The following is a 19962-nucleotide window of genomic DNA, read 5'->3' as shown; positions in this document are numbered from 1 at the left end:
AACGCGCAGGCGCGGAAGAAGTTGTTGAGGTTAATCCAATTTCTTTTTACGAGCAAAACTTCGGATTCGTTACACCTTTTATCGCAGATGGTATTTATGCTTGGATTGATGATTTAAATGCAGAGCTAGTTATTAAGGCTATGGAGATTGCTTTAGAGAAAAATACGAGAAACATGTCTTACGTAAATACCATTTTAAGAGATTGGCATCTTAAAGGCTTTAAAACAGTAACTGATGTTGAGGCAGCTGATAAAGCATTTCGTGCTCAGCGATTAACAAAACCTCAGCAACAGACACAAGCACCTTATCAACAAAAAGGCTTATCGGAAACTACTAAAAACGTAATACAGCAGCAACAAGCATGGGAGCAGAACATTCCAACAGAAGAGGAACTTGCAGTACTTAACCAACAGAATGCGTGGTTGGCCAAATGAGTAACGATATGATTCGCAATGTAGAAGCTGAACAAAGTGTTTTAGGTAGCATTATCCAAGAAGGCGATTTAATTAAAGATTGTCAGCTAAAGGTAAAACAGTTTTCTTTACCAACGCACCAAGTGATTTTCAAGGCAATGAGAGAATTAGAGGATGCTGAGGTCCCGATAGATCTTGTTGCTCTCATTGGAAAATTCGATGAAAGCTTTATGCATCAAATTGGAGGAATCGAATTCTTTGTAAACCTGACAGAAGTTGTAACAACAATTAAGAACTTCTCGTATCACGAAGGTTTAGTGATTGAAGCTTGGAAGATGAGACATGCTCAAGAGGTTGCTGGTAACTTATATAACCGCCTTCAGCAAGATAGGGATATGAGTGCTATTAGTACATCAATTGATGAATTAAGCGCCATTGAAGAAACGGGTTACTCAGATGAATTTAACTTGAAAGATACGCTTGTTGATTTGTATAAGAACATGCAAATTGATGTAGGAGATTTAACTGGTATTCCTACTGGTTATGACGACTTGAATAGAATGACAGCAGGGTTACAAGAAGGTGATTTAATTATTGTCGGTGCCCGTCCTTCGATGGGGAAAACGGCATTTGTATTAAACATCGCTTTTCATGCAGCAAGTGCTCATACAGCAACAGGAATCTTTTCACTAGAGATGGGAGAAGAGCAGTTACTTAAACGTATGATTTCAAGTACTGGAAATATAGATGCTACAAAATTAAAGAATCCTAAGAAGCTATGTAATTTAAAAGATTGGGAAAAGATTAGTCAAGCGATGGGATTAATTAATGATTTGCCATTAGAAATTTACGATAAAGCAAATGTCACGATGCAAGAGATTTACGCTAAAACTAGGAAACTAAAGCGTAAGTACCCTGATAAAAAGGTTTTAATTGCAATTGATTATTTGCAGCTTATTGTAGGGGATCCAAAGCATAGAGGGAACCGCATGCAAGAAATCGGTGAGATTAGTCGTAAGTTAAAACTGATGGCAAGAGAGCTAAATGTATGTGTAGTTGCATTATCACAGTTAAGTCGTGCTGTTGAGAGTAGGCAAGATAAGAGACCATTGCTATCAGATTTACGTGAAAATGGCCAAATTGAGCAAGATGCGGATTTAATCGCATTCTTATACCGTGAAGATTACTATGACCGCGAGACAGAAAATAAAAACATAACGGAAATTATTTTAGCGAAACAAAGGAACGGTCCCGTTGGTGTTGTTGAACTAGCATTCATTAAAGAATTTAGTAAGTTTGTAAATTTAGAGAGAAAGTTCAATCATCAACAGGAGGCTTAATCATGTTGTTACGTCAGGAAGTAGAACGTAGAAAATTAATAATCATTCGTAAATTATTGGGATTAGGATTAGCTGAAATTAACGGACAAACATTAGATCAATTAACGTTAACGCAGCTTGAAGGAATTTTAATTGCAAGCTTGCAGGTATTGGAGGGGAAAAACAATGCCAAAGCAATTAACAATTTTTGACGTGGAGCCAGTTGTATCATTTGATCCTAAGAAAGCTCATATCCAATGTTTGAATTCAAGATTACGGTATACAGATGTGGTGGTGCAAATACCACGTCAAGCCAAAGCAATAGATGAATTAAAACCAACGACAGCGCCTGATGAGAGGTATGAGTTATTTGAAGAATACACAATTGGAATTTGGCGTTACAAACGAGCGGAGGATAAGCAATTTGTATGGGAAGAGGCAGAAGAAATGTGTAAACGAGCAAGGGATGAGAAAAGGCCGATTCCAATACGGCTCCATTTATCAATTGCACAACCATTTGTTCCAGAAAATGTTGTGCAATATCTATAGACAAATAAAAAAAGCTGAGATCACTCTCAACTTACTCCGACAAAGTAATTATAACATATGGGAGTGATCTTGGTGGGAATTAGAAAAGAAAATCTTGTTGAAATGACAGCAGAAATAGATTTGAAGATAAACGGAATATATGTAGTTAAAAATGGTCAAGTCCAATTAATAGAACCACCTCAAGGTGGATTTGGTGAACAATCATTTATATATCAAAGCGGAAAAGTAATTCGTATGGAAGAGCGAAAAACACAGTTACTTTAATAAAATTTGAATTTTATTAAAAAGGGGAAATGAGAAATGGCTATTGAAGCGCGAGGAAGGTCAGTTATAGAGAAATTTATTGATTAGCAGGAGTAAACATTTGAAAATATCATGCCTTCTCCTGCTAAATTTAAATAGGCTAGTGTGTTTCTAGTTCGTTTAAAGAAAATCTCTTTAAACTTAGTTTCCTCTCTTCACTTATGTTAGTGTTAAGACGTATTCGGTTAGCACTGCTTAGAGCTGCCAAGTTGAATTGTGTTTTGTATGAAACAGTTAGAGTAAATAAATTGATAATACTATCTGTAACTCTTATAGCATGATTAATTTCCTCAGAGTAATCATCAGTAAATTTGTTTAGAGTAGTACTTAAATCATACCTTGTATTGGTATGGTTATGAATTTTTTTTGAGTATTCACCATATATTTGTGTTAGTTCAATAATCTCAGGTTTTATTGGTAAATTTGAAGCGTGCGATTTTAGTTCGGACTTTAAGTGTCTGAATGCTGTTCGAGAAACTTGTTCTTCTTCAACCTCTGTATAAGTTAAAGAATAGATGAATTTTAGTAAAGCTTCTGAAGCAACTCGAATATTAAATCTGGCGAAACCGCTAAAATTAACGGGTACAGTAATAAGCAAAGAATTAATCGCTTCTTTATACTCATGTAAAAAACGTAATTTATAATTAAGACACCTATCAGAAAAAAAATTAACAAATGTATCAACAAGTATTAGATTTTCATGTACAAATGTATATAATTTTATTAATTCATATTTATATGTATCTTGCAGCCAAATTGTATTAGGGAACTTATCCGAAACAAAAGATAAATATTCTGGAAGTCCTCTAGGGTTATCGAGTTCCTTTGAGATGGTTGTCATAATTATATTCTCCTGTTATATTTCTCGGCGATTGTTTTTACATAGTTTTCAGTTTCTCTTTTTGGTCTGGACTTTTCAGCGATAAAAGAATACTCAAATTTGTTAGCAATGTATTCAATAAGATTATCTCTGAAAGCTTCTAAATCTTGCATTTCTCTTTTTTCTATCTCTCTAATAATTCTAGACACAACAACTGTTCGACTAGCATACACGTAATCTCGGAACTCCAGACCCATGGCTGTAATAAAGTCAATTAATTCTTTATTACTAGGGAATATATCCTTTGATAGAATTATTTCGGAACTATATCCATATAAATATATTCTAAGAGTACCCTCGTTTTTTATGTTTTTTAGAGAGACAATTTTATTAAAGAGTAGTTTATTTTCCTTCAAGTTCCTCAATCCTTTCAACAAACTCTTCATTTAAAGAATCAATAATTTGTAAGAGACTCGTATCTGATCTATCAGATGTAAAAGTAGATAGAGGGCTGTTAATTAATTTAGGATAATATTTAAACTCCTGTTCAAAGACATAAACATCTTTTTCGCTAGCGAAATCTCTAATATCTTTTACAGTACCTTTTGCGCCCCCGTTGTCTTCTACCATGGTTAAAACAACACCTAAACATTGAAGATTGCGGCCGGCCATAATTACAGATTGATCCTCGGTAATAAATGTTTCTACTACATCTAATAATAAAGTAAGACCTAATATAGAGTAAAGGTCTGGTCTAGCAGGTACTAAATAATAGTCAGATGCCATTAAGGCTGAACTTGTATAAAATGAATATGTAGGTGGACAATCTATAAAGATATAGTGATATTTGTCTTTTAAATTCCAACCATTAATAAGGTGAAGAAGGCGTTGTTCATATTTACTATTGGACTCTCTTTCCATGAATACAGTAGTTAAGTCTCCTGGCAAAAGATGAAGGTGAGGACTTAGTTCTTTAATGATGTCTTCTTTTTTTACATCAACTAATTTAGGTTCATAAAGGTTATGAATTGATGGTAATCCTGGAATTCTTTTTTTATCCTTATCGAATGTTTCAACGTTATATTTTTCGAAGAGAGATTGTGTACAATTAGATTGAGGGTCAATATCAATTACTAGTACATCTTCGCCTCTATTGGCTATATAATAGGCAAGTTCTTTACATAAGGTAGTTTTGCCAACGCCACCCTTCATGTTAAGAAAGGATATAACTTTCCCATTTTTATTCGTAGTTGTATCGCTTGACATGTTATCCCATCCTTTTGAGTAAATTTATATATTTTAAAGGGATTATAGCAAATTTATGACGTTAACAATGTCGAATATAGTCGAATGTTAATCGTTTATTATTTTTTATATTTTGTTTTAAGGATATTCGAAGTGCAAGAAGAGGAAAACAAAATAAAATAATCCTTTGCTAATAAAAAGTTACTAAAATATGAGAAAATGATATAATAATATCAATTAAACATTTAGTCCTACTGGAAGAACCAGCGGACATCAAACTATAAGAGCATTAGTGATATTGCTCTATAGTTTGGTGTCCGCTTTTTTGTTTTTATTAACAAAATATATAAGGGGTGTTTTTATATATGACGCAATTAACTTTCTTACCTAAAATTGATCGCAAAGCAACGCAGATTCGTGTAGAAGAGATTCTTGAAAATGTTCGTATTTATAGGCAATTTGGGATGATTAGACATGAGATGAAGGTTACAGCATCTAGCGAGGTAAGATATCACGGTCCAACAAATATAGTAGGGAAGCCAGCTGAAGATGTTGCTTTAGCAAATGTTGCTATGAGTGAAAGGGAAGTGAAACTACAGCGTTTATCTTTCCAAATTGATAAGGCATTAAGTCGTTTTAGTAAAAACCAGAGGGATATTATTGTAAAACGATATTTAGAAGATGAAGAGGTTTTTGATTACATGGTTTATAACGAAATTGGTATGAGTGAGCGTACGTATAGACGAAATAAATCTAATGCTTTTTATAAACTAGCTTTTGCTCTTAGATTAGAAGTATATGAGGCAGAAGAAGCTGGAGGTAATGAATAATGAATTTTGTTCAACCAATACGTGATCCAGAGCAAATACAGCAGTTAAAAGAGTATTTTAAGGGAAAGAGCTTACGTAATTACATTCTCTTCATTATGGGTATTAATACAGGTCTCAGAATCTCAGATATTTTGAAATTGAAAGTAGGGGATGTTAAAGGCAGTCATATATCTATGCGGGAAAAGAAAACAGGGAAACAGAAACGAATACAAATTACTGCAGCACTGAAAAGAGAACTTAAATGGTTTCTTATAGAAAGAGAAGACAATGAGTATTTATTACAAAGCAGACAAGGTAAGAATCGTCCAATTGGTCGTAGCATGGCATATAAGATATTAAGCGGAGCAGCGGCAGAGTTCGGATTAGATGAAATAGGAACACATACGTTAAGAAAAACATACGGGTATCACATGTACATGCAAACAAAAAACATAGCATTACTCATGGAGATATTCAATCACTCGTCAGAGAAGGTCACGTTACGTTATATAGGTGTAAACCAAGATGCAATGGATAAAGCAATGACTAGGTTTAAAATCTAAGCATTGCTTATTTCTTTTTAAATCTAGGAGTATCGCAGCATTTTGGGAAAAAACTAGGCTAAGAGTATGCAAGATTTTATACAGTTCTAGTAACAAACAAGAACCCTAAAACAGCGCTAGGATAGGAATGTATAAAAAAATGCATAGATCCATAGAACAAAAAAGCAGGTTCCTTGGTGAGAGTACGGTTTTCTCCCTTTTCCTTGCTGCCGATAATGAGACGTTATGTTAACCTCACATGAATACAGTATACAAGAATCCGCAAACATTTATAAATAGCTATTAATTTTTTTATTTCTTCATTAAAGTATGTTTTGTTACATAAAAATTAGAATATAAAACCATAATCTGTTCTTAACAAGAAACATAACCACTAATATGCATATCCAATTCAACTTCTTATAAACAAAGGATAGATCAACATCTTACGAAAAAATCATCTTATTAGGAGGAATCTTATGGCTTACCTCTCTCTAGAATCTGTAAACTCTCAAAATAGGTTCATTCGTCATCAGAACTTTCTTGGGGAACTTACCCCAGTCCAAAGTGAGTTAGACCGAAATGATGCCACATTTGATTGGTGGGGTGATTGGAGGTATGGAGCGGAAGGAAAACTTAGATCCATTAACTTTCCAAATTATTACCTGCGACATCAAAACTTCCGTCTCAAGCTTCACGAGATCATTTATCCATTCGGCGGCCCGCCGACACCAGAGGTGCAACTAGCAATTTTAGACTCAACTTTTACCATGGTACATGGACTTACAGACCCCAAAGATAAAACTCTTATATCGCTTCGTTCAAAGAATTTTCCTGATCGGTTTATTCGTCACCGGAATTTTAATCTCTGGGTCGAACCTGCAGATAGTCAATTAGCTCGAGAGGATGCTACATTTAGAATACGCGCGCCTTTCGTTCCTGAGCCACCAGGACCAAGGTGGAACACCTATAATAATTACTACGGATAGATAATTGGGCATTATGTTACTGAACATATATACGATATGCAAAAAAGACACTGATATATATCTAATATCTTTTTTAGTTCAGAGATAACTAGGTATGTCCTATATCATTTTATGACTAATATTTATTTTTATAACTACAGATAACGAGGATTATGTAAATAAGCTGTCCATATGGGCAGCTTTATTTTATGTTTCCGCATGGCGTAGGTTATTGTGAAAAATGTTGGTGGTATCCTTATACAGTTACTCATAAATTTCGTACTGTGTAACTCAAAAGAAAAGGTTTTATAAAGTCAATGATACCAAGAGATTTCACGATAGGGTCAGTTACACACAATATAAGATATGGGTAAGTGAGTGAAGGAAACATAGAATCTATATATGATATAATTTGATAGAGGAGGGATAAAATGGACGATATAAAAGTCTTTACATTAATAGTAACTACTGGTGGGGTTATTATCACTGCGATTTTAACTCATATATTAACTTTAAAAAGAGAAAAATTTGCAAAGACATATGAATATAAAGTTAAGATGTTAAAGGAACTTTACGCACCAATGTATAAAGTTTTATTTCAGGATATAAGAACTAGATCCCAATATAAAGGAATAAATTCAGAGCAATTTAAACAGCTTGATGAAATATGTCGTGAAAATATTGAATTGGTAGATCCAATGCTTCAGAATATTATCTATGAAGCAGCTATCAGTAGTGATTTTAGTGAGGATTTCGAAAATTCATCAGAGCCAAGTCTCATCCGTGATAAAGACGGGAAGTTGTTTGCTTATGTTCAATTTCAATATAATTATTTTAGAAAAAATTTAGGTTTACCGTTTGATCGTAAAATAACTAACGTATTTTCGTTTCCGAATCTTACAGGAACAGGGCAGCTTCATTCAGTAGTTGAACAAAAAATAATGGAGAGAATAATAGAAAAGAGTAAGAAGTAATAAAAATATGTGGCAGAGTCATGACCGCTTTTTGGCAGTATATGTGCCGGTTGTTTTGGGACTACCATGTTATATTTGTATTGTGAGAAGTGGCGGAAAACACAACTCATAAAGATTCATTTATAATTTATATGTTGTTTAAACGGTTTCGTAATAACGGCACATAAAATCCGAAATCAGCAGATGGTAACGATTGAATGATACTGTTATTAGGGGGAGCTTTTGCTCTTCTTCTAGTTACTTAATATTGTTGGAGCGGATACATGTAGCGACATTAGGTGATTGGAAGAAGAATAAAATTTCACTTACCGTATTTATATGGTAATAATAAAGATTTTGACGAAAGGGTAGCTGTTGCACGGTTGCTCTTTTATTATTGAAATATTTATTTTAATTCCTTTTTTCTAAATGTTTTTGTATGTAAAAAATGGTAAAATACAAATTGAAAAACTTTACAGAAACAGGGGAGGAAATGAAATGAATACAATTGTAGTAAATGATGTGAAAATTGATATTTACAATTATGAGGAAATACAAACCGAAAATGTTGAGTTAAAAGAATTTAGTTTCGCTTTTAAGGTTCAAGGTAAAAATATTTATTATATGATGAAGAATTTGTTTAAGGAGAAAAACAAAGTTTTTATTCCAGAAACAAAAACAGAATTTGTAGCTAAAGTGAAAACATCATCATCCCAATATAAAGGTGATGAAATGACAGATGCTACCATAGTTAATATGTACTACACACTTTCTATAATTAACGAGGATGAAGAAGACGATTTAAGCTCGGATGATATGTTAAATAAGACCACTGTATTTACTATTCTTAATCGATTGGATAATACGGCTTTAATTGAGTTATTAATTGAAAAAGAAATTATTACTGCGGAAGAATTTGATAAAAAAATAAAATTTGTAACTGAAAGAGATTCTAACATGTTAGTAAAAGAAACTACAGGATATGACCCAGAAGAACAAAAATAAAAGCATTACTTATGGAGTGTTTTTATTAAGTAATAGTAATGAAGGAATGATATCTTGATTCAAGAAATAAATAAAAACATGGAAACATTCAAAAGTAAATCGGTGGAGAGCAATGAAAGAATACAAAACCAAACAACAGAAGCGTAGGTTCTATGACAGTAGTGAGTGGAAGAGTATACGCGAGCAAGTAAAGAAGCGAGACTCTTATGAGTGTCAGGAATGTAAGCGTAATGGTCGTGTTCAAACAGACACCAATGAATACAGTGAGAGTGCCAAGCGTAAGAAGATAAAACTTGTTGTCCATCATATAAAAGAACTCGAGCATCATCCAGAACTTGCATTAGAAATGGAAAATCTCGAAACAATCTGTGTGGATTGCCATAATAAAGAACATGGTAGAACGTTCAAAAAGAAACAGAATAAATGGGAACACGATGAAAAGTGGTAAAAATGATTCAGTAATAATCCCCCCCTTAAAAAAATTCATCAAAAAATGCTTTAAGGGGCACCGGAGGAGGGGGGCGTTTTTCCAGATTTTTAAGTTGTTTCGTATAGGACCCCTACCCAGTATGAAAATATGATTGAATCGAGGTGATATTATGACGGATATTGATGAGCGTGAGGTGCTAGTTAACAAAGAAAAAAATCGTTTGAAAAGATTATTTAAAGACATCCCACCTAGTAAGTTAAAAGTGGTTGAAGGATTAATTATTCAGGCAGCAAGATTACGAGTTTTATTAAATGAGATGTGGATGGATATATCTGAGAATGGTGACTATGAAATGTTCTCACAATCTGATAAAACAGAGCCGTATGAAAGAGAACGACCTGTTGCCCGGTTATATAATACCCGTGATCAATCATATCAAAGGGTCATTAAACAACTAACGGATTTGTTGCCAGAAGGAAATAATAAAAAAGAAATTAAGAAATATTCGGCAAGTGATTTAATATGATTGTTCATAAGTATGTAAGTGAATATATAGAACTATATGAAATAGGAACAGTGGTATTAAATAAAGAACGTATCATGCTTATAAATTATTTAAAGCAAGATATATTAACCCGTAATGATTTACATTTTGATGTGGATTTAATTCATAAATGTGTAACTTTCATAGAAAAGTGGCATTTCAAATTAAATTCCTTTCAGAAATTTTTAATAGCATTTGTGTTTTTGTTTGATGAATATGAGGATGTTTATTTTGATCAACACTTCTGGATGATGGCAAGGGGTGCTGGTAAAAACGGATTGATTAGTGCATTGACACACTTCTTTATTAGCGAATTGCACGGTATTGAGCATTACAACGTATCAGTAGTTGCTAATACAGAAAGACAGGCTAAAACTTCTTTTATAGATGTTTATGAAAAGAATAAAAAACATGAAATATTAGACGAGTTATTTGTATCAACAAAACAATTGATAACAAATAAAGCTACTCGTTCGACTTTTGAATTTCATACGTCTAATGCAGGGAGTAAAGACTCGTTAAGGGACGGGTGTGTTATTTACGATGAGATACATAGATATGAAAATAGCGATGTTGTAGAAGTGTTCTCTAGCGGTTTAGGTAAAGTTCCTAACTCTAGGGAATTTTTTATTACCACAGATGGATTTGTTCGTGAGGGTTATCTTGACAAAATGAAAGAGCGAGCTATGAATATCCTGAAAGGGAAAGAAAAAGAAGATAGATTGTTTCCTTTTATTTGTAAGCTTGATAACGCTGAAGAAGTAGATAATCCTGATATATGGGAAAAAGCAAATCCGATGTTTAGTAAGCCAATGAGTCAATACGCTAGAGGATTGTTTAAGAAAGTCATGCGTCAGTATAAAAATCTAGAAAACGATCCGTCTAATAGAGAAAATTTCATGACTAAGAGGATGAATATACCGGAAGTAGATTTAACAAAGTCTGTAGCTTCATGGGAAGAAATCATGCGTACTGGTTTTGAAGAAGATGGAGAAACACTGAGAGAAGTTCCAGATTTAAAGCACAAAGTAGCTGTAGGCGGTCTCGACTTCGCCAGCATCAAAGACTTCGCAGCAGTCGGCTTGCTATTTAAACATGGTGAAGATTATATATGGAAAGGTCATTCATTTGTACGTAAAGGATTCTTGGACAAGGTGAAATTAAAAGCGCCTATTTATGAATGGGCTGAAAATGGCTTACTAACTATTGTGGATGAGCCGGTTATTAATATCTCTCATATTGTGGATTGGTTTGTAAAAATGCGTGAGATATACGGATTTAACACAATAGTAGCTGATACATTCCGTCTTGATCTTGTTAAAACAGCACTTGAAGCTGAAGGCTTCATATTGTTATACATTCGTAACCCAAAAGCGATTCATTCTTTATTAGCTCCAAGGGTAGAAACGTTATTTGCAAACAATCGTATTATTTTTGGTGATAATCCATTAATGCGTTGGTACACCAATAACGTCTACGTCCACATCAAAAAAGACGGCAACAAAGAATATTTGAAGAAAGATGAATTTAAGAGAAAAACAGACGGATTCCAAGCCTTTATCCATGCATTATGGCAAGCGGATAACATTCTTGTGGATGAATTCGACTTTATGTTAGACAGTATTAAATTCTAATAAAGGGGGTGATAATCATTGGATGGTTGGACGCAGTATTTAAAAGAAATAGTGAAGTAGGATTTATGTTTGATGTGGAAATGTTTATCGAAAAGGCAAATAGAGTCCATATGAAGCGACTAGCGATTGATACATGTATTTCTTTTTTAGGAAGAACAATAAGTCAGTCGGAATTCAGAGTGAAAAACGGTGAAGAATTTGAAAAGGATGAGCTTTATTACCGATTAAATGTTAGACCAAATAAGAATATGACAGCAAGTACCTTTTGGGAGAGTTTCATTTTCAAACTTATTTATGATAATGAAGCTTTGATTATCCAAGCGGATGATGGTGATCTACTTATTGCTGATGACTTTGAACATAACGAATATGCTGTGTTTGAAGATACTTTTACAAATGTCACTGTAAAAGATTATCAGTTTAAGAGAATTTTTAAGCAAAGTGAAGTCATTCATTTAAGATACAGGAATGATAAGTTATCACCTCTTATCGATGGTTTGTTTACTGATTATGGTGATTTATTCGGTAGAATATTAAGTTCTCAAAAACGTAAGAATCAAATTCGCGGAACAGTTGATATGGACATGCTCGCTGCAAAGAGCAAAGAACACCAATCAAAACTGCAAGAGTTCATTGATAACATGTACAAAGCGATTGGAGAAAAAGATGTCGCTATCATTCCACAACAACCAGGTTTTAAGTATGCTGAAACGTCAGGTGGAGCAAATTCCGGGCAAAGTGTGGAGGAAATTAATAAAGTAACAAATGGCTTCTTAAATCAAGTAGCAATGGCTTTTGGTATTCCAACTGCTTTGATATATGGCGAAATGGCTGATGTTGAGAAGCAAACGAAAAATTATATGCTTTTCACAGTGAAACCATTATTAAAAAAGATTTCTGATGAAGCAAACGTTAAATTTTTTGAAGAAGAAGAGTATCTTTCAGGCCAAAAAATTGAAGTTAAAGCTGTTTCTTATCAAAGTATATTTGATCTTGCGACAAGCATTGATAAACTCATTTCTTCAAGTGCATTTACAGGGAATGAGATTCGACTAGAAGTAGGATATGAAGTTTCTGATGATCCTAACTTAAATACACATCATATTACGAAAAACTATACGAAACTAACTGAATCTGAAGGAGGTGAGAATACAAATGACGGTAAAAATTGACGTTAAAGGGCCAATCATTTCGAATGATGAAGCTTGGATTTATGATTGGTTTGAAATGGATGCGACAAGCCCAGGTAAGATTACAAAACAACTGGATAATGCAAATAGTGAGGATTTAATTGTATCAATCAATAGTCCTGGTGGTTATGTAGATGAGGGTTCGGAAATTTACACTGCATTAAAAAATTATCCTGGTCATGTGGAAGTTCAAATTGTTGGTTTAGCAGCAAGTGCAGCTTCTGTAATTGCTATGGCAGGTGATAAAGTTCGAATTTCTCCAACAGCAAAAATCATGATTCACAACGCTGCTAAGTGGCATGGTGGAGATCATCGTGACATGGAAAAGGCGGCTGAGATGTTAAAAATAACAGATCGAGCAATTGTAAATGCCTATGTCATTAAAAGTGGTAAATCAGAAGAAGAACTACTTAACATGATGGCTGAAGAAACTTGGATGGGTCCGCAACAAGCATTAGAAAACAATTTCGCGGATGAAATCATGTTTATGGAGAATCCAGTTAAAATGACAGCTTCAACGGCTACTGCTGCCATGCTTCCGCAGAAAGTAATCGATGGCTTTAGAAATGGAACCATGAACAAAGGTCAAGGAATTACAAAAGAAGATTTAAATGCAGCATTATCAGGATTAAAAAATGAAATCCTGAATGATTTACAAAACAATATAGAAGAACAACCAAAGGAGCCGAATCCTAAACCTGTAAAAAACAGTGGGATTAAAGGGCTCCTTTTAAAATTATAAAAAAACGGAGGAAACACACAATGGTAATTAAATTTAATAAATCTGAAGCATTTACTAAGGCAAAAGCAAAGTTGACGGACACTTTAACTAACGCAGAAAGTACAGAACAAGAACAAACGTCAGCGTTTGAAGGTTTCTTTGATGCACTACAAACAGATGTAGCAAATACGGTCCGTGAACAAGTAAATAACGATATGCTTGATCGTTCAATTTTACAGCAACGTGGTCAAAATGTTTTAACTTCAGCAGAAACAAAATTCTTCAATGCAGTTGTTAAAGAAGGTGGATTTACAGATGGCTCAATCCTTCCTGTAACGACTCAAGAGCGTGTGTTTGAAGATTTAGTTACAGAACATCCCTTATTAGCTGAAATTGGTTTGCAAGATTTAGGAGCAGTTACGAAGTTTATTTACTCTGATGCAACGAAGGCGTATGTATGGGGCGAATTATTCGGGGAAATCCGTGGGCAAATTGATGCTATCTTCAAACAAGAAAAAATTGGTCAACTTAAATTAACTGCATTTGCAGCAATTCCGAATGATATGAAGGAACTTGGGCCGGAATGGATTGAACGCTATGTTCGAACTGTTTTAGTAGAAACATATTCTGTTGGTCTAGAATTTGGTTTTATTAATGGTGGAGGATCTGTAGCACATCAACCAGTTGGTTTAATGAAAGATGTAAATCCAGAAACAGGCGCTGTTACTGATAAAAAATCTTCTGGCAAATTAACATTTGCTCCGTCTGATAAAGGGGAAATTGTAGCAGGCGAACTTTATGAAGTAGTAAAAGCTTTATCTGTTGATGCAAAAGGGAAATCCAGAAAAGTATTAAATAAAATTGTAATGGTAGTTAACCCGATTGATGCGATTGGCGTACAAGCACGTAATACAATCCAGACCGCAACAGGTCAATGGGTAATGGCATTGCCTTATAACATTAAACCTGTCGAGTGTGAGGAAGTTCCTGTTGGTAAAGCATTATTCTTTGTAAAAGGACAATATATTGCTGCAATCGCAGGTGGATACAAGCTAAAAGAATTTGATCAAACATTAGCTTTCGAAGATGCTACCCTTTATACAATTAAACAATTTGCTAATGGGAAACCGAAAGATAATAAAGCGGCTCTTATTTACGATTTAGAAATTTCATTTACACCACCATCAGAAACAAAATCTAAATAAAGGGTGAAGTGAATGAGAAACGCAACAATTTCAGATGAAATATTGCAAGAGTTTAAGGAAAGGATGCACTTAGGCGATGAGGAAGACGATAACCTAAAGCGTACCCTTTCTACGTCTAATCAGTCTTTATTGAGAGTTTGTGGCGATTACGATATAAATACTGACGAGGAGTTCAAGGAATTAGTCTTTGAACGCTCTCGTTATGTCTATAACGATGCCTTAGAGTATTTTGATAAGAATTTTTTAAGTCAGATTAATAGTTTAGGTGTTGATAAAGCATTAGAAGAAATTAAACTGGACGGTGAGTAATATGCGTCCTTTTCAGTATAAAAAACCACTGAATACAGGTGATTTTAGAAATCGAATTAGCATTGAACAGCCTGTAATAATAAAAGATGAATTAAACCAAGTAATCCAAACATCTTGGCAAGAATTAAAGAAAGCCTGGTCAATGATAAAAACGGTGAAAGGTTCCGAGTACATTGAAGCTTCTGCTTCACAAGCTACACGGGTTTATCGCTTTGTGATTCCTTATGCTTCTGATATTACAGAAGAAATGCGAATCAATATGAAAGGTCGTATCTTTGATATTATCGAACCACCAATGAATGATGATGAAACGTATCAAACATTGACTATTATCGCAAAGGAGCATACTTAATATGAATGATTTTGCGAGTGAGATTGCTAGAGAATTACAAAGATATGCAAATGTTGTGGAAGAAGAGTTAACAAATGCACAAGAAGATGTAGCTGATATTGCTGTAAGTAAGTTAAGACAAAATAGCCCTAAAAAAACAGGTGGTTATCGTAAAGGTTGGCGTAAGAAAAAAGTAGGTAAAGCAGTTGTTATCCATAATACAAAAGGGCAATTAACGCATCTTTTAGAAAATGGCCATGTGAAAGCTAGTGGTGGCCGAGTACCGGAGAAAGTGCATATTCGTCCCGTTGAAGAGTATGTAATTGATGAATTGCCAAAACGTATTGAAAGGGCAATTGAATCATGACATTAACATTAGGAGAATTTATAAAAATTCTTGAAGCTACAGGCTATCCTGTAGCTTATTCGCATTTCATAGCAACACCAGGTAATCCAGTTCCAGCGCCACCGTATATCTGTTTTCTTGTGGATGGGTCAGCAAATTTAATGGCTGATAACAAGGTGTATCACAAGATAAATGATGTAAATATAGAGCTTTATACAACTAAGAAAGATGTAGTAGCGGAAGCCAAGCTAGAACAAGTTCTAGATGATCACGAGATTCCTTATGACTCGTATGGGACTTTTATTGAATCTGAAAATATGTATCAAAAATTTTATGAAACGAGGTTGATATAAATGAATGAAAATAAAGTAGCATTTGGTTTAAAGAATGTCCATTATGCGCTTTTTAATATTAAAGATGGTGTAGTTACATTTAATACACCAATTCCATTGCCTGGTGCGGTTGAATTAACGTTTGATCCACGAGGGGATTTAATTGAATTCTACGCTGATGACATGCTTTATTACGCTGCAAGTAATAACCAAGGGTATGATGGAACGCTTTCTATTGCGACTATTCCGGAACAATTTGCAATTGATGCGCTAGGAGAGGAATTAGACGAAGAAGATGGTGTGTTAAATGAGTTAGCGGATGCGAAAGGAAAATCATTTGCATTATTATTTGAATTTGATGGCGATGTACGAGCAACTCGACACGTTATGTTTAACTGTTCTGCAAGTCGTCCAACACTTGCATCTAAAACGAAAACAAATTCAGCGGAGCCAAATACAAATGAACTTAAATTTGTATCCAGCCCTATTGATATTAATGGAAAACGTATGGTTAAAACGAAAACTACTACTAAATCAAAAACAGATATTTATAATAATTGGTACAAAAAAGTGTATACAAAAGTACCTGTATTACCAAAAGGAGCGTAAGTAAATGGAAAAGACAATTACAATAGACGGAAAACAGGTCAAATTAAAAGCTAATGCAGCATCAGCCAAGCGATATAAGGCGCAATTTAGACGGGATTTATTTGCCGATATGTTTAAATTAGGCGCTATAGGTACATTCGCTTCGCAAGATGCAACAGAAGGTACTATTGATTTTTCTAACTTAGATTTTGACAAGGTAGATTTTGAAGTTTGTTACGATTTAGTTTGGTTATACGCTAAAACAGCTGATCCTGAAATTCCAGACCCGATGACTTGGTTAGAAGGATTTGATGAGTTTCCTATTTACGATATAATGCCGGAAATTAATGAGATGGTTCAAAAAACAATGGGAGCAAAAAAAAAGTAAAGAAAATTAATGGGGAGCAAGGGACTTTCAGTGATGAAGAATTAAGCACTGAATTGTTCCTTGCTCTTTGTTATGAAGCGAAGCTCACATATTGGGACTTAGAAGTGATGACGATTGGTGATTGCTTTGATTATATAGCTGAGTATGCTGAAATGAAAAATCCAGGACAAGAAAAAGTTCGAAAAGCAACTCAAGAAGACTTTAATGCTTTCTAAGAAAAAGGGGTGAGATAATGGCAGGAGGAAAAATTAAAGGAATTACGATTGAAATTGGAGGGAATACGCAACCGTTACAAAATGCCTTAAAAGACGTGAATAAGCAAAGTGATTCTTTGACTAAAGAGTTAAAAGATGTTGAACGTTTATTAAAGTTTAATCCTGGTAACGTTGAGGCACTTGCTCAAAAGCAACAGTTGCTTACACAACAAATTGAAAAAACTACACAAAAGCTCGATAAATTAAAAGAAGCGGAGCAACAGGTTCAAGAGCAATTTCAGAATGGGAAAATTTCAGAAGAGCAGTACCGCGCATTTAGGCGTGAAATTGAATTTACACAAGGGTCACTTGATGGTCTGAAAAACAAGCTCGGTAATATGAAAGCCGAACAAGAAAATGTAGCAAGTTCAACACGACAATTAGAAACTTTATTTAGTGCTACAGGAAAAAGTGTTGATGATTTTGCGAGTGCATTAGGTAATCGTCTTGTAAATGCAATTAAAAGTGGATCGGCTACAAGTCGACAGTTAGAACAAGCAATTGGTCTTATTGGTCGTGAAGCATTAGGAACTGAAGCTGATATTGAAAAATTACAACGTGCCCTCCGATCTGTGGATGCCGGAAACTCTATACAACAAGTACAAAATGAGTTAAGAGATTTACAACAAGAAGCTGGCAGAACCGAGAAGAAGTTTGAAGGACTCAAAGTAGGACTCGAAAACGTCATTGGTGGTATAGCGGCTGGTGGTGGTATTGCAAGCGCAGTAGAACAAGCGATGGATATGTCAAAGTTAAAGACAAAGATTGATATTACTTTTGAGGTCCCAGAGTCTTCGAAAAAATCAGTTGAAGAAGCTGTAAGAGGAATTACGGCATATGGTGTGGATGGAGCAGCGGCTTTAGAAGGTGTTAGAAGACAATGGGCTTTAAATAAAGATATAAGTGACCAAGCAAATGCATCAATGGCAAAAAGTGCAGCAGTTATAGCTCAATCCTATGAAGGGATTGATTTTACTGAATTAATTCAAGAAACCTATGAAATAGGTAATGAATTAGGAATATCTCAAGAACACGCTCTATCTATGACAGATGCGTTGTTAAAAATGGGATTTCCACCGGAACAATTAGATATCATTGCCGAATATGGGAGTCAGTTGACTCGTGCAGGATTTAAAGCTGAAGAAGTCCAAGCAATTATGGAAGCTGGTGTTGAAACTGGTAGTTGGAATTAGATTATAGTTCCCTTGTATGGTGACGTACAATGAAAAACTCCTTTAATTCAGTGAAACTCTCAAATGAGACAATACTGAGCGAAGCCTTTTTATTAAGGAACGTGCAACGACTAGTCGGAAGACATAGGGTGTAAGCAAATGACACTCGAAACGGGGAGCAACTCAAGTAGTTGAAGATATAGTCTAATCTATACGGTGACGTATAGCAGTTCATAAGAGAACGGGCGTGACGTTGCGCATCACGTTGAATATAAATGATTGATAATCTCTTAGATGGGCTTAAAGAAGGTAGGATTCAATTAAATGAATTCGCACAAGGAGCTGACAAAGCTTTAAAAGAAGCACTTGATGGTTCTGGTATTGCAACTGAACAAATAGAAAAATGGGGTGCAGCTGTCGCTAAAGGTGGAAGTGATGGTTCAAAAGCTATGGTAGAAGTAGCTAAAGCGATAGAAGGAATAGAAGATCCTGTTAAAAAGAATCAAGTAGGGGTTAAAGTTCTAGCCACTATGTTTGAGGACCAAGGGCAAAATTTAACTAATACTTTAATAAGAGCTTCGGAAAAAACCGTAGACTTCCAAAAGAATCAGGAGAAATTGAATGAATCCATAAAAAAAATGGATGCAAATCCAGCAGTTAAGTTTCAAAAGGCAATGGAAGATTTAAAAATGGCTCTTGAACCTATACTAGGAGTGATTGCTGATGTTGTTGCTAGTATTGCTGATTGGATTTCTAATAATCCAGAATTAGCAGCGACATTAGCAGCAGTTGCAACGGCTATTGGGGTAATTTCAGGAGCACTTATGGCAATTGCACCAATAGTTATGGCGGTCATGGGTGTATTTGAAATCGGAGCCGCCGCCGCACTAGGCATAGTTGCAATAGTTCCTATTATCATAGCGGCAATAGTTGCTATAGGAGTGGCTATTTATAAAAACTGGGATGATATTAAAAATTGGACAATAGAAGCATGGGATTCTATTAAAGAGTACTTAGTAGAGCTTTGGGATGGGATATCCCAATCCTGTAGTGAAGCATGGTCTTCATTTTTAGACGCCATGCATGAATTTTTTGATCCGATAGGTCAATTTTTTAGTGATTTATGGGAGGCTGTAAAGCAGGCATGTAACGATGCATGGAATTCTATTGTTGAATTTTTTTCTGAAGCATGGTCTTCTTTCATAGAAATGATGCATAGTTTCTTTGATCCGATAGGTGAATTCTTTAGTAGTTTATGGTCTGGCATTGTTGAAACTGCTTCCTCCTGGTGGTCCTCTTTAGTTGAAACAGCGTCTGAATTGTGGGGAACATTAACGCAAGCATGGCAAGAAACATGGGATACAATTCTTACTGTTTTAGATCCAATTATTTCGGCAGTTTCTACCGTTTTAGAAGCTGGTTGGTTGTTAATTCAGGCAGGTGCACAAATTGCATGGGCGGCAATCTGTCAATATATTATTCAACCGATTCAGGAAGCTTACGACTGGGTAAGTACACAAATCGGTGAAATGGTCACTTGGCTTGGTACACAATGGGAAATTGCAAAAGCTATGGCACAAATTGCTTGGGGA

Annotated in this window: 26 protein-coding genes and 1 pseudogene; 24 read left to right on the top strand and 3 right to left on the bottom strand. The window is 34.9% G+C overall.

From position 1 onward, the window contains the following. The 5 genes from MR167_RS24960 to MR167_RS24940 all read left to right on the top strand — a co-directional run. The coding region (locus tag MR167_RS24960) for a DnaD domain-containing protein (protein WP_242315762.1) at window positions 1–434 on the top strand (434 nt) is incomplete at its 5' end. Beyond that, complete coding sequence (dnaB, locus tag MR167_RS24955; protein WP_242315760.1) at window positions 431–1753, top strand: replicative DNA helicase; 1323 nt, start codon at window positions 431–433, stop codon at window positions 1751–1753. The genes MR167_RS24960 and dnaB, both read left to right, overlap by 4 nt. A gap of 2 nt (window positions 1754–1755) precedes the next feature. After that, complete coding sequence (locus tag MR167_RS24950) at window positions 1756–1944, top strand: hypothetical protein (RefSeq protein ID WP_000926798.1); 189 nt, start codon at window positions 1756–1758, stop codon at window positions 1942–1944. Beyond that, a complete protein-coding gene (locus tag MR167_RS24945) occupies window positions 1919–2281 on the top strand; it encodes a cell division protein SepF (RefSeq protein ID WP_242315758.1) in 363 nt (120 codons plus the stop codon). The genes MR167_RS24950 and MR167_RS24945 overlap by 26 nt, the downstream gene beginning before the upstream one ends. 72 nt (window positions 2282–2353) lie before the next feature. Beyond that, window positions 2354–2545: a DUF3954 domain-containing protein gene (locus MR167_RS24940; RefSeq protein ID WP_060488442.1), complete on the top strand. Its 192-nt coding sequence runs from the start codon at window positions 2354–2356 to the stop codon at window positions 2543–2545. 139 nt (window positions 2546–2684) lie between these two features. On the opposite strand, the gene MR167_RS24935 is transcribed toward MR167_RS24940, so the two are convergent. From MR167_RS24935 to MR167_RS24925, 3 genes are read right to left on the bottom strand one after another with little or no spacing between them, the layout of a single operon-like run. Next, window positions 2685–3425: a hypothetical protein gene (locus MR167_RS24935; protein ID WP_242315756.1), complete on the bottom strand. Its 741-nt coding sequence runs from the start codon at window positions 3423–3425 to the stop codon at window positions 2685–2687. A gap of 2 nt (window positions 3426–3427) precedes the next feature. Beyond that, window positions 3428–3820 carry a hypothetical protein gene (locus tag MR167_RS24930; RefSeq protein ID WP_242315754.1) on the bottom strand — a complete coding sequence of 131 codons (393 nt, stop codon included), beginning with the start codon at window positions 3818–3820 and terminating at the stop codon, window positions 3428–3430. Continuing rightward, a complete protein-coding gene (locus MR167_RS24925; RefSeq protein WP_242315752.1) occupies window positions 3807–4670 on the bottom strand; it encodes a ParA family protein in 864 nt (287 codons plus the stop codon). Before MR167_RS24925 ends, MR167_RS24930 begins: the two co-directional genes overlap by 14 nt. Window positions 4671–5014: 344 nt before the next feature. Here MR167_RS24925 and MR167_RS24920 point away from each other — a divergent pair, with 344 nt between their 5' ends. From MR167_RS24920 to MR167_RS24830, 19 genes and pseudogenes are all read left to right on the top strand, one after another. Next, on the top strand, window positions 5015–5479 hold the full coding sequence (locus tag MR167_RS24920) for an ArpU family phage packaging/lysis transcriptional regulator (protein ID WP_242315750.1): 465 nt from the start codon (window positions 5015–5017) through the stop codon (window positions 5477–5479). After that, window positions 5479–6021 (top strand): site-specific integrase, encoded by a 543-nt coding sequence (locus MR167_RS24915; protein WP_242315748.1) that lies wholly within the window; start codon window positions 5479–5481, stop codon window positions 6019–6021. Before MR167_RS24920 ends, MR167_RS24915 begins: the two co-directional genes overlap by 1 nt. Before the next feature lie 458 nt (window positions 6022–6479). Further along, complete coding sequence (locus MR167_RS24910) at window positions 6480–6989, top strand: AbfB domain-containing protein (protein ID WP_242315746.1); 510 nt, start codon at window positions 6480–6482, stop codon at window positions 6987–6989. 410 nt (window positions 6990–7399) lie between these two features. Next, window positions 7400–7942 carry a hypothetical protein gene (locus tag MR167_RS24905; protein ID WP_242315744.1) on the top strand — a complete coding sequence of 181 codons (543 nt, stop codon included), beginning with the start codon at window positions 7400–7402 and terminating at the stop codon, window positions 7940–7942. A 477-nt stretch (window positions 7943–8419) separates the two neighbouring features. Continuing rightward, window positions 8420–8926 (top strand): hypothetical protein, encoded by a 507-nt coding sequence (locus MR167_RS24900; RefSeq protein ID WP_242315742.1) that lies wholly within the window; start codon window positions 8420–8422, stop codon window positions 8924–8926. Between the two features lie 112 nt (window positions 8927–9038). Beyond that, the gene (locus MR167_RS24895; RefSeq protein ID WP_242315740.1) at window positions 9039–9374 is read left to right on the top strand and encodes an HNH endonuclease; all 336 of its coding nucleotides are present in this window, start codon (window positions 9039–9041) and stop codon (window positions 9372–9374) included. 151 nt (window positions 9375–9525) lie between these two features. Beyond that, complete coding sequence (locus tag MR167_RS24890; RefSeq protein ID WP_065703334.1) at window positions 9526–9882, top strand: hypothetical protein; 357 nt, start codon at window positions 9526–9528, stop codon at window positions 9880–9882. Next, on the top strand, window positions 9879–11534 hold the full coding sequence (locus MR167_RS24885; RefSeq protein WP_242315738.1) for a terminase TerL endonuclease subunit: 1656 nt from the start codon (window positions 9879–9881) through the stop codon (window positions 11532–11534). Before MR167_RS24890 ends, MR167_RS24885 begins: the two co-directional genes overlap by 4 nt. Window positions 11535–11542: 8 nt before the next feature. Further along, a complete protein-coding gene (locus MR167_RS24880) occupies window positions 11543–12706 on the top strand; it encodes a phage portal protein (RefSeq protein ID WP_454435680.1) in 1164 nt (387 codons plus the stop codon). Next, window positions 12690–13466 carry a head maturation protease, ClpP-related gene (locus tag MR167_RS24875; RefSeq protein WP_000216402.1) on the top strand — a complete coding sequence of 259 codons (777 nt, stop codon included), beginning with the start codon at window positions 12690–12692 and terminating at the stop codon, window positions 13464–13466. Before MR167_RS24880 ends, MR167_RS24875 begins: the two co-directional genes overlap by 17 nt. Window positions 13467–13486: 20 nt before the next feature. Next, a complete protein-coding gene (locus MR167_RS24870) occupies window positions 13487–14650 on the top strand; it encodes a phage major capsid family protein (protein WP_070179445.1) in 1164 nt (387 codons plus the stop codon). A gap of 12 nt (window positions 14651–14662) precedes the next feature. Further along, window positions 14663–14959: a hypothetical protein gene (locus MR167_RS24865; RefSeq protein ID WP_065703342.1), complete on the top strand. Its 297-nt coding sequence runs from the start codon at window positions 14663–14665 to the stop codon at window positions 14957–14959. A gap of 1 nt (window position 14960) precedes the next feature. Next, window positions 14961–15311, top strand: coding sequence for a phage head closure protein (locus tag MR167_RS24860; RefSeq protein ID WP_065703344.1), 351 nt, complete (start codon window positions 14961–14963; stop codon window positions 15309–15311). A gap of 1 nt (window position 15312) precedes the next feature. Then, window positions 15313–15657, top strand: a complete 345-nt coding sequence (locus MR167_RS24855; protein ID WP_070179443.1) for an HK97 gp10 family phage protein — start codon at window positions 15313–15315, stop codon at window positions 15655–15657. Continuing rightward, window positions 15654–15989 (top strand): hypothetical protein, encoded by a 336-nt coding sequence (locus tag MR167_RS24850; RefSeq protein ID WP_000176452.1) that lies wholly within the window; start codon window positions 15654–15656, stop codon window positions 15987–15989. Before MR167_RS24855 ends, MR167_RS24850 begins: the two co-directional genes overlap by 4 nt. Then, window positions 15990–16577, top strand: a complete 588-nt coding sequence (locus MR167_RS24845; RefSeq protein ID WP_065703346.1) for a major tail protein — start codon at window positions 15990–15992, stop codon at window positions 16575–16577. It abuts the gene before it with no gap. Window positions 16578–16581: 4 nt separating this feature from the next. Continuing rightward, on the top strand, window positions 16582–16944 hold the full coding sequence (locus MR167_RS24840; protein WP_000415912.1) for a hypothetical protein: 363 nt from the start codon (window positions 16582–16584) through the stop codon (window positions 16942–16944). A 232-nt stretch (window positions 16945–17176) separates the two neighbouring features. Next, a pseudogene (locus MR167_RS24835) lies at window positions 17177–18388 on the top strand (hypothetical protein); the annotation flags it as partial. Window positions 18389–18645: 257 nt separating this feature from the next. Then, window positions 18646–19962, top strand: a 1317-nt coding sequence (locus MR167_RS24830) for a phage tail tape measure protein (protein ID WP_481746709.1), incomplete at its 3' end; no start/stop codon positions are given.

Source organism: Bacillus cereus group sp. BfR-BA-01355, assembly GCF_022663675.1.
GTDB classification, from domain to species: Bacteria; Bacillota; Bacilli; order Bacillales; family Bacillaceae_G; genus Bacillus_A; species Bacillus_A thuringiensis_S.
Note: the sequence above shows the minus strand (reverse complement) of the source record. Positions and strands in the feature narration are given on the sequence as shown.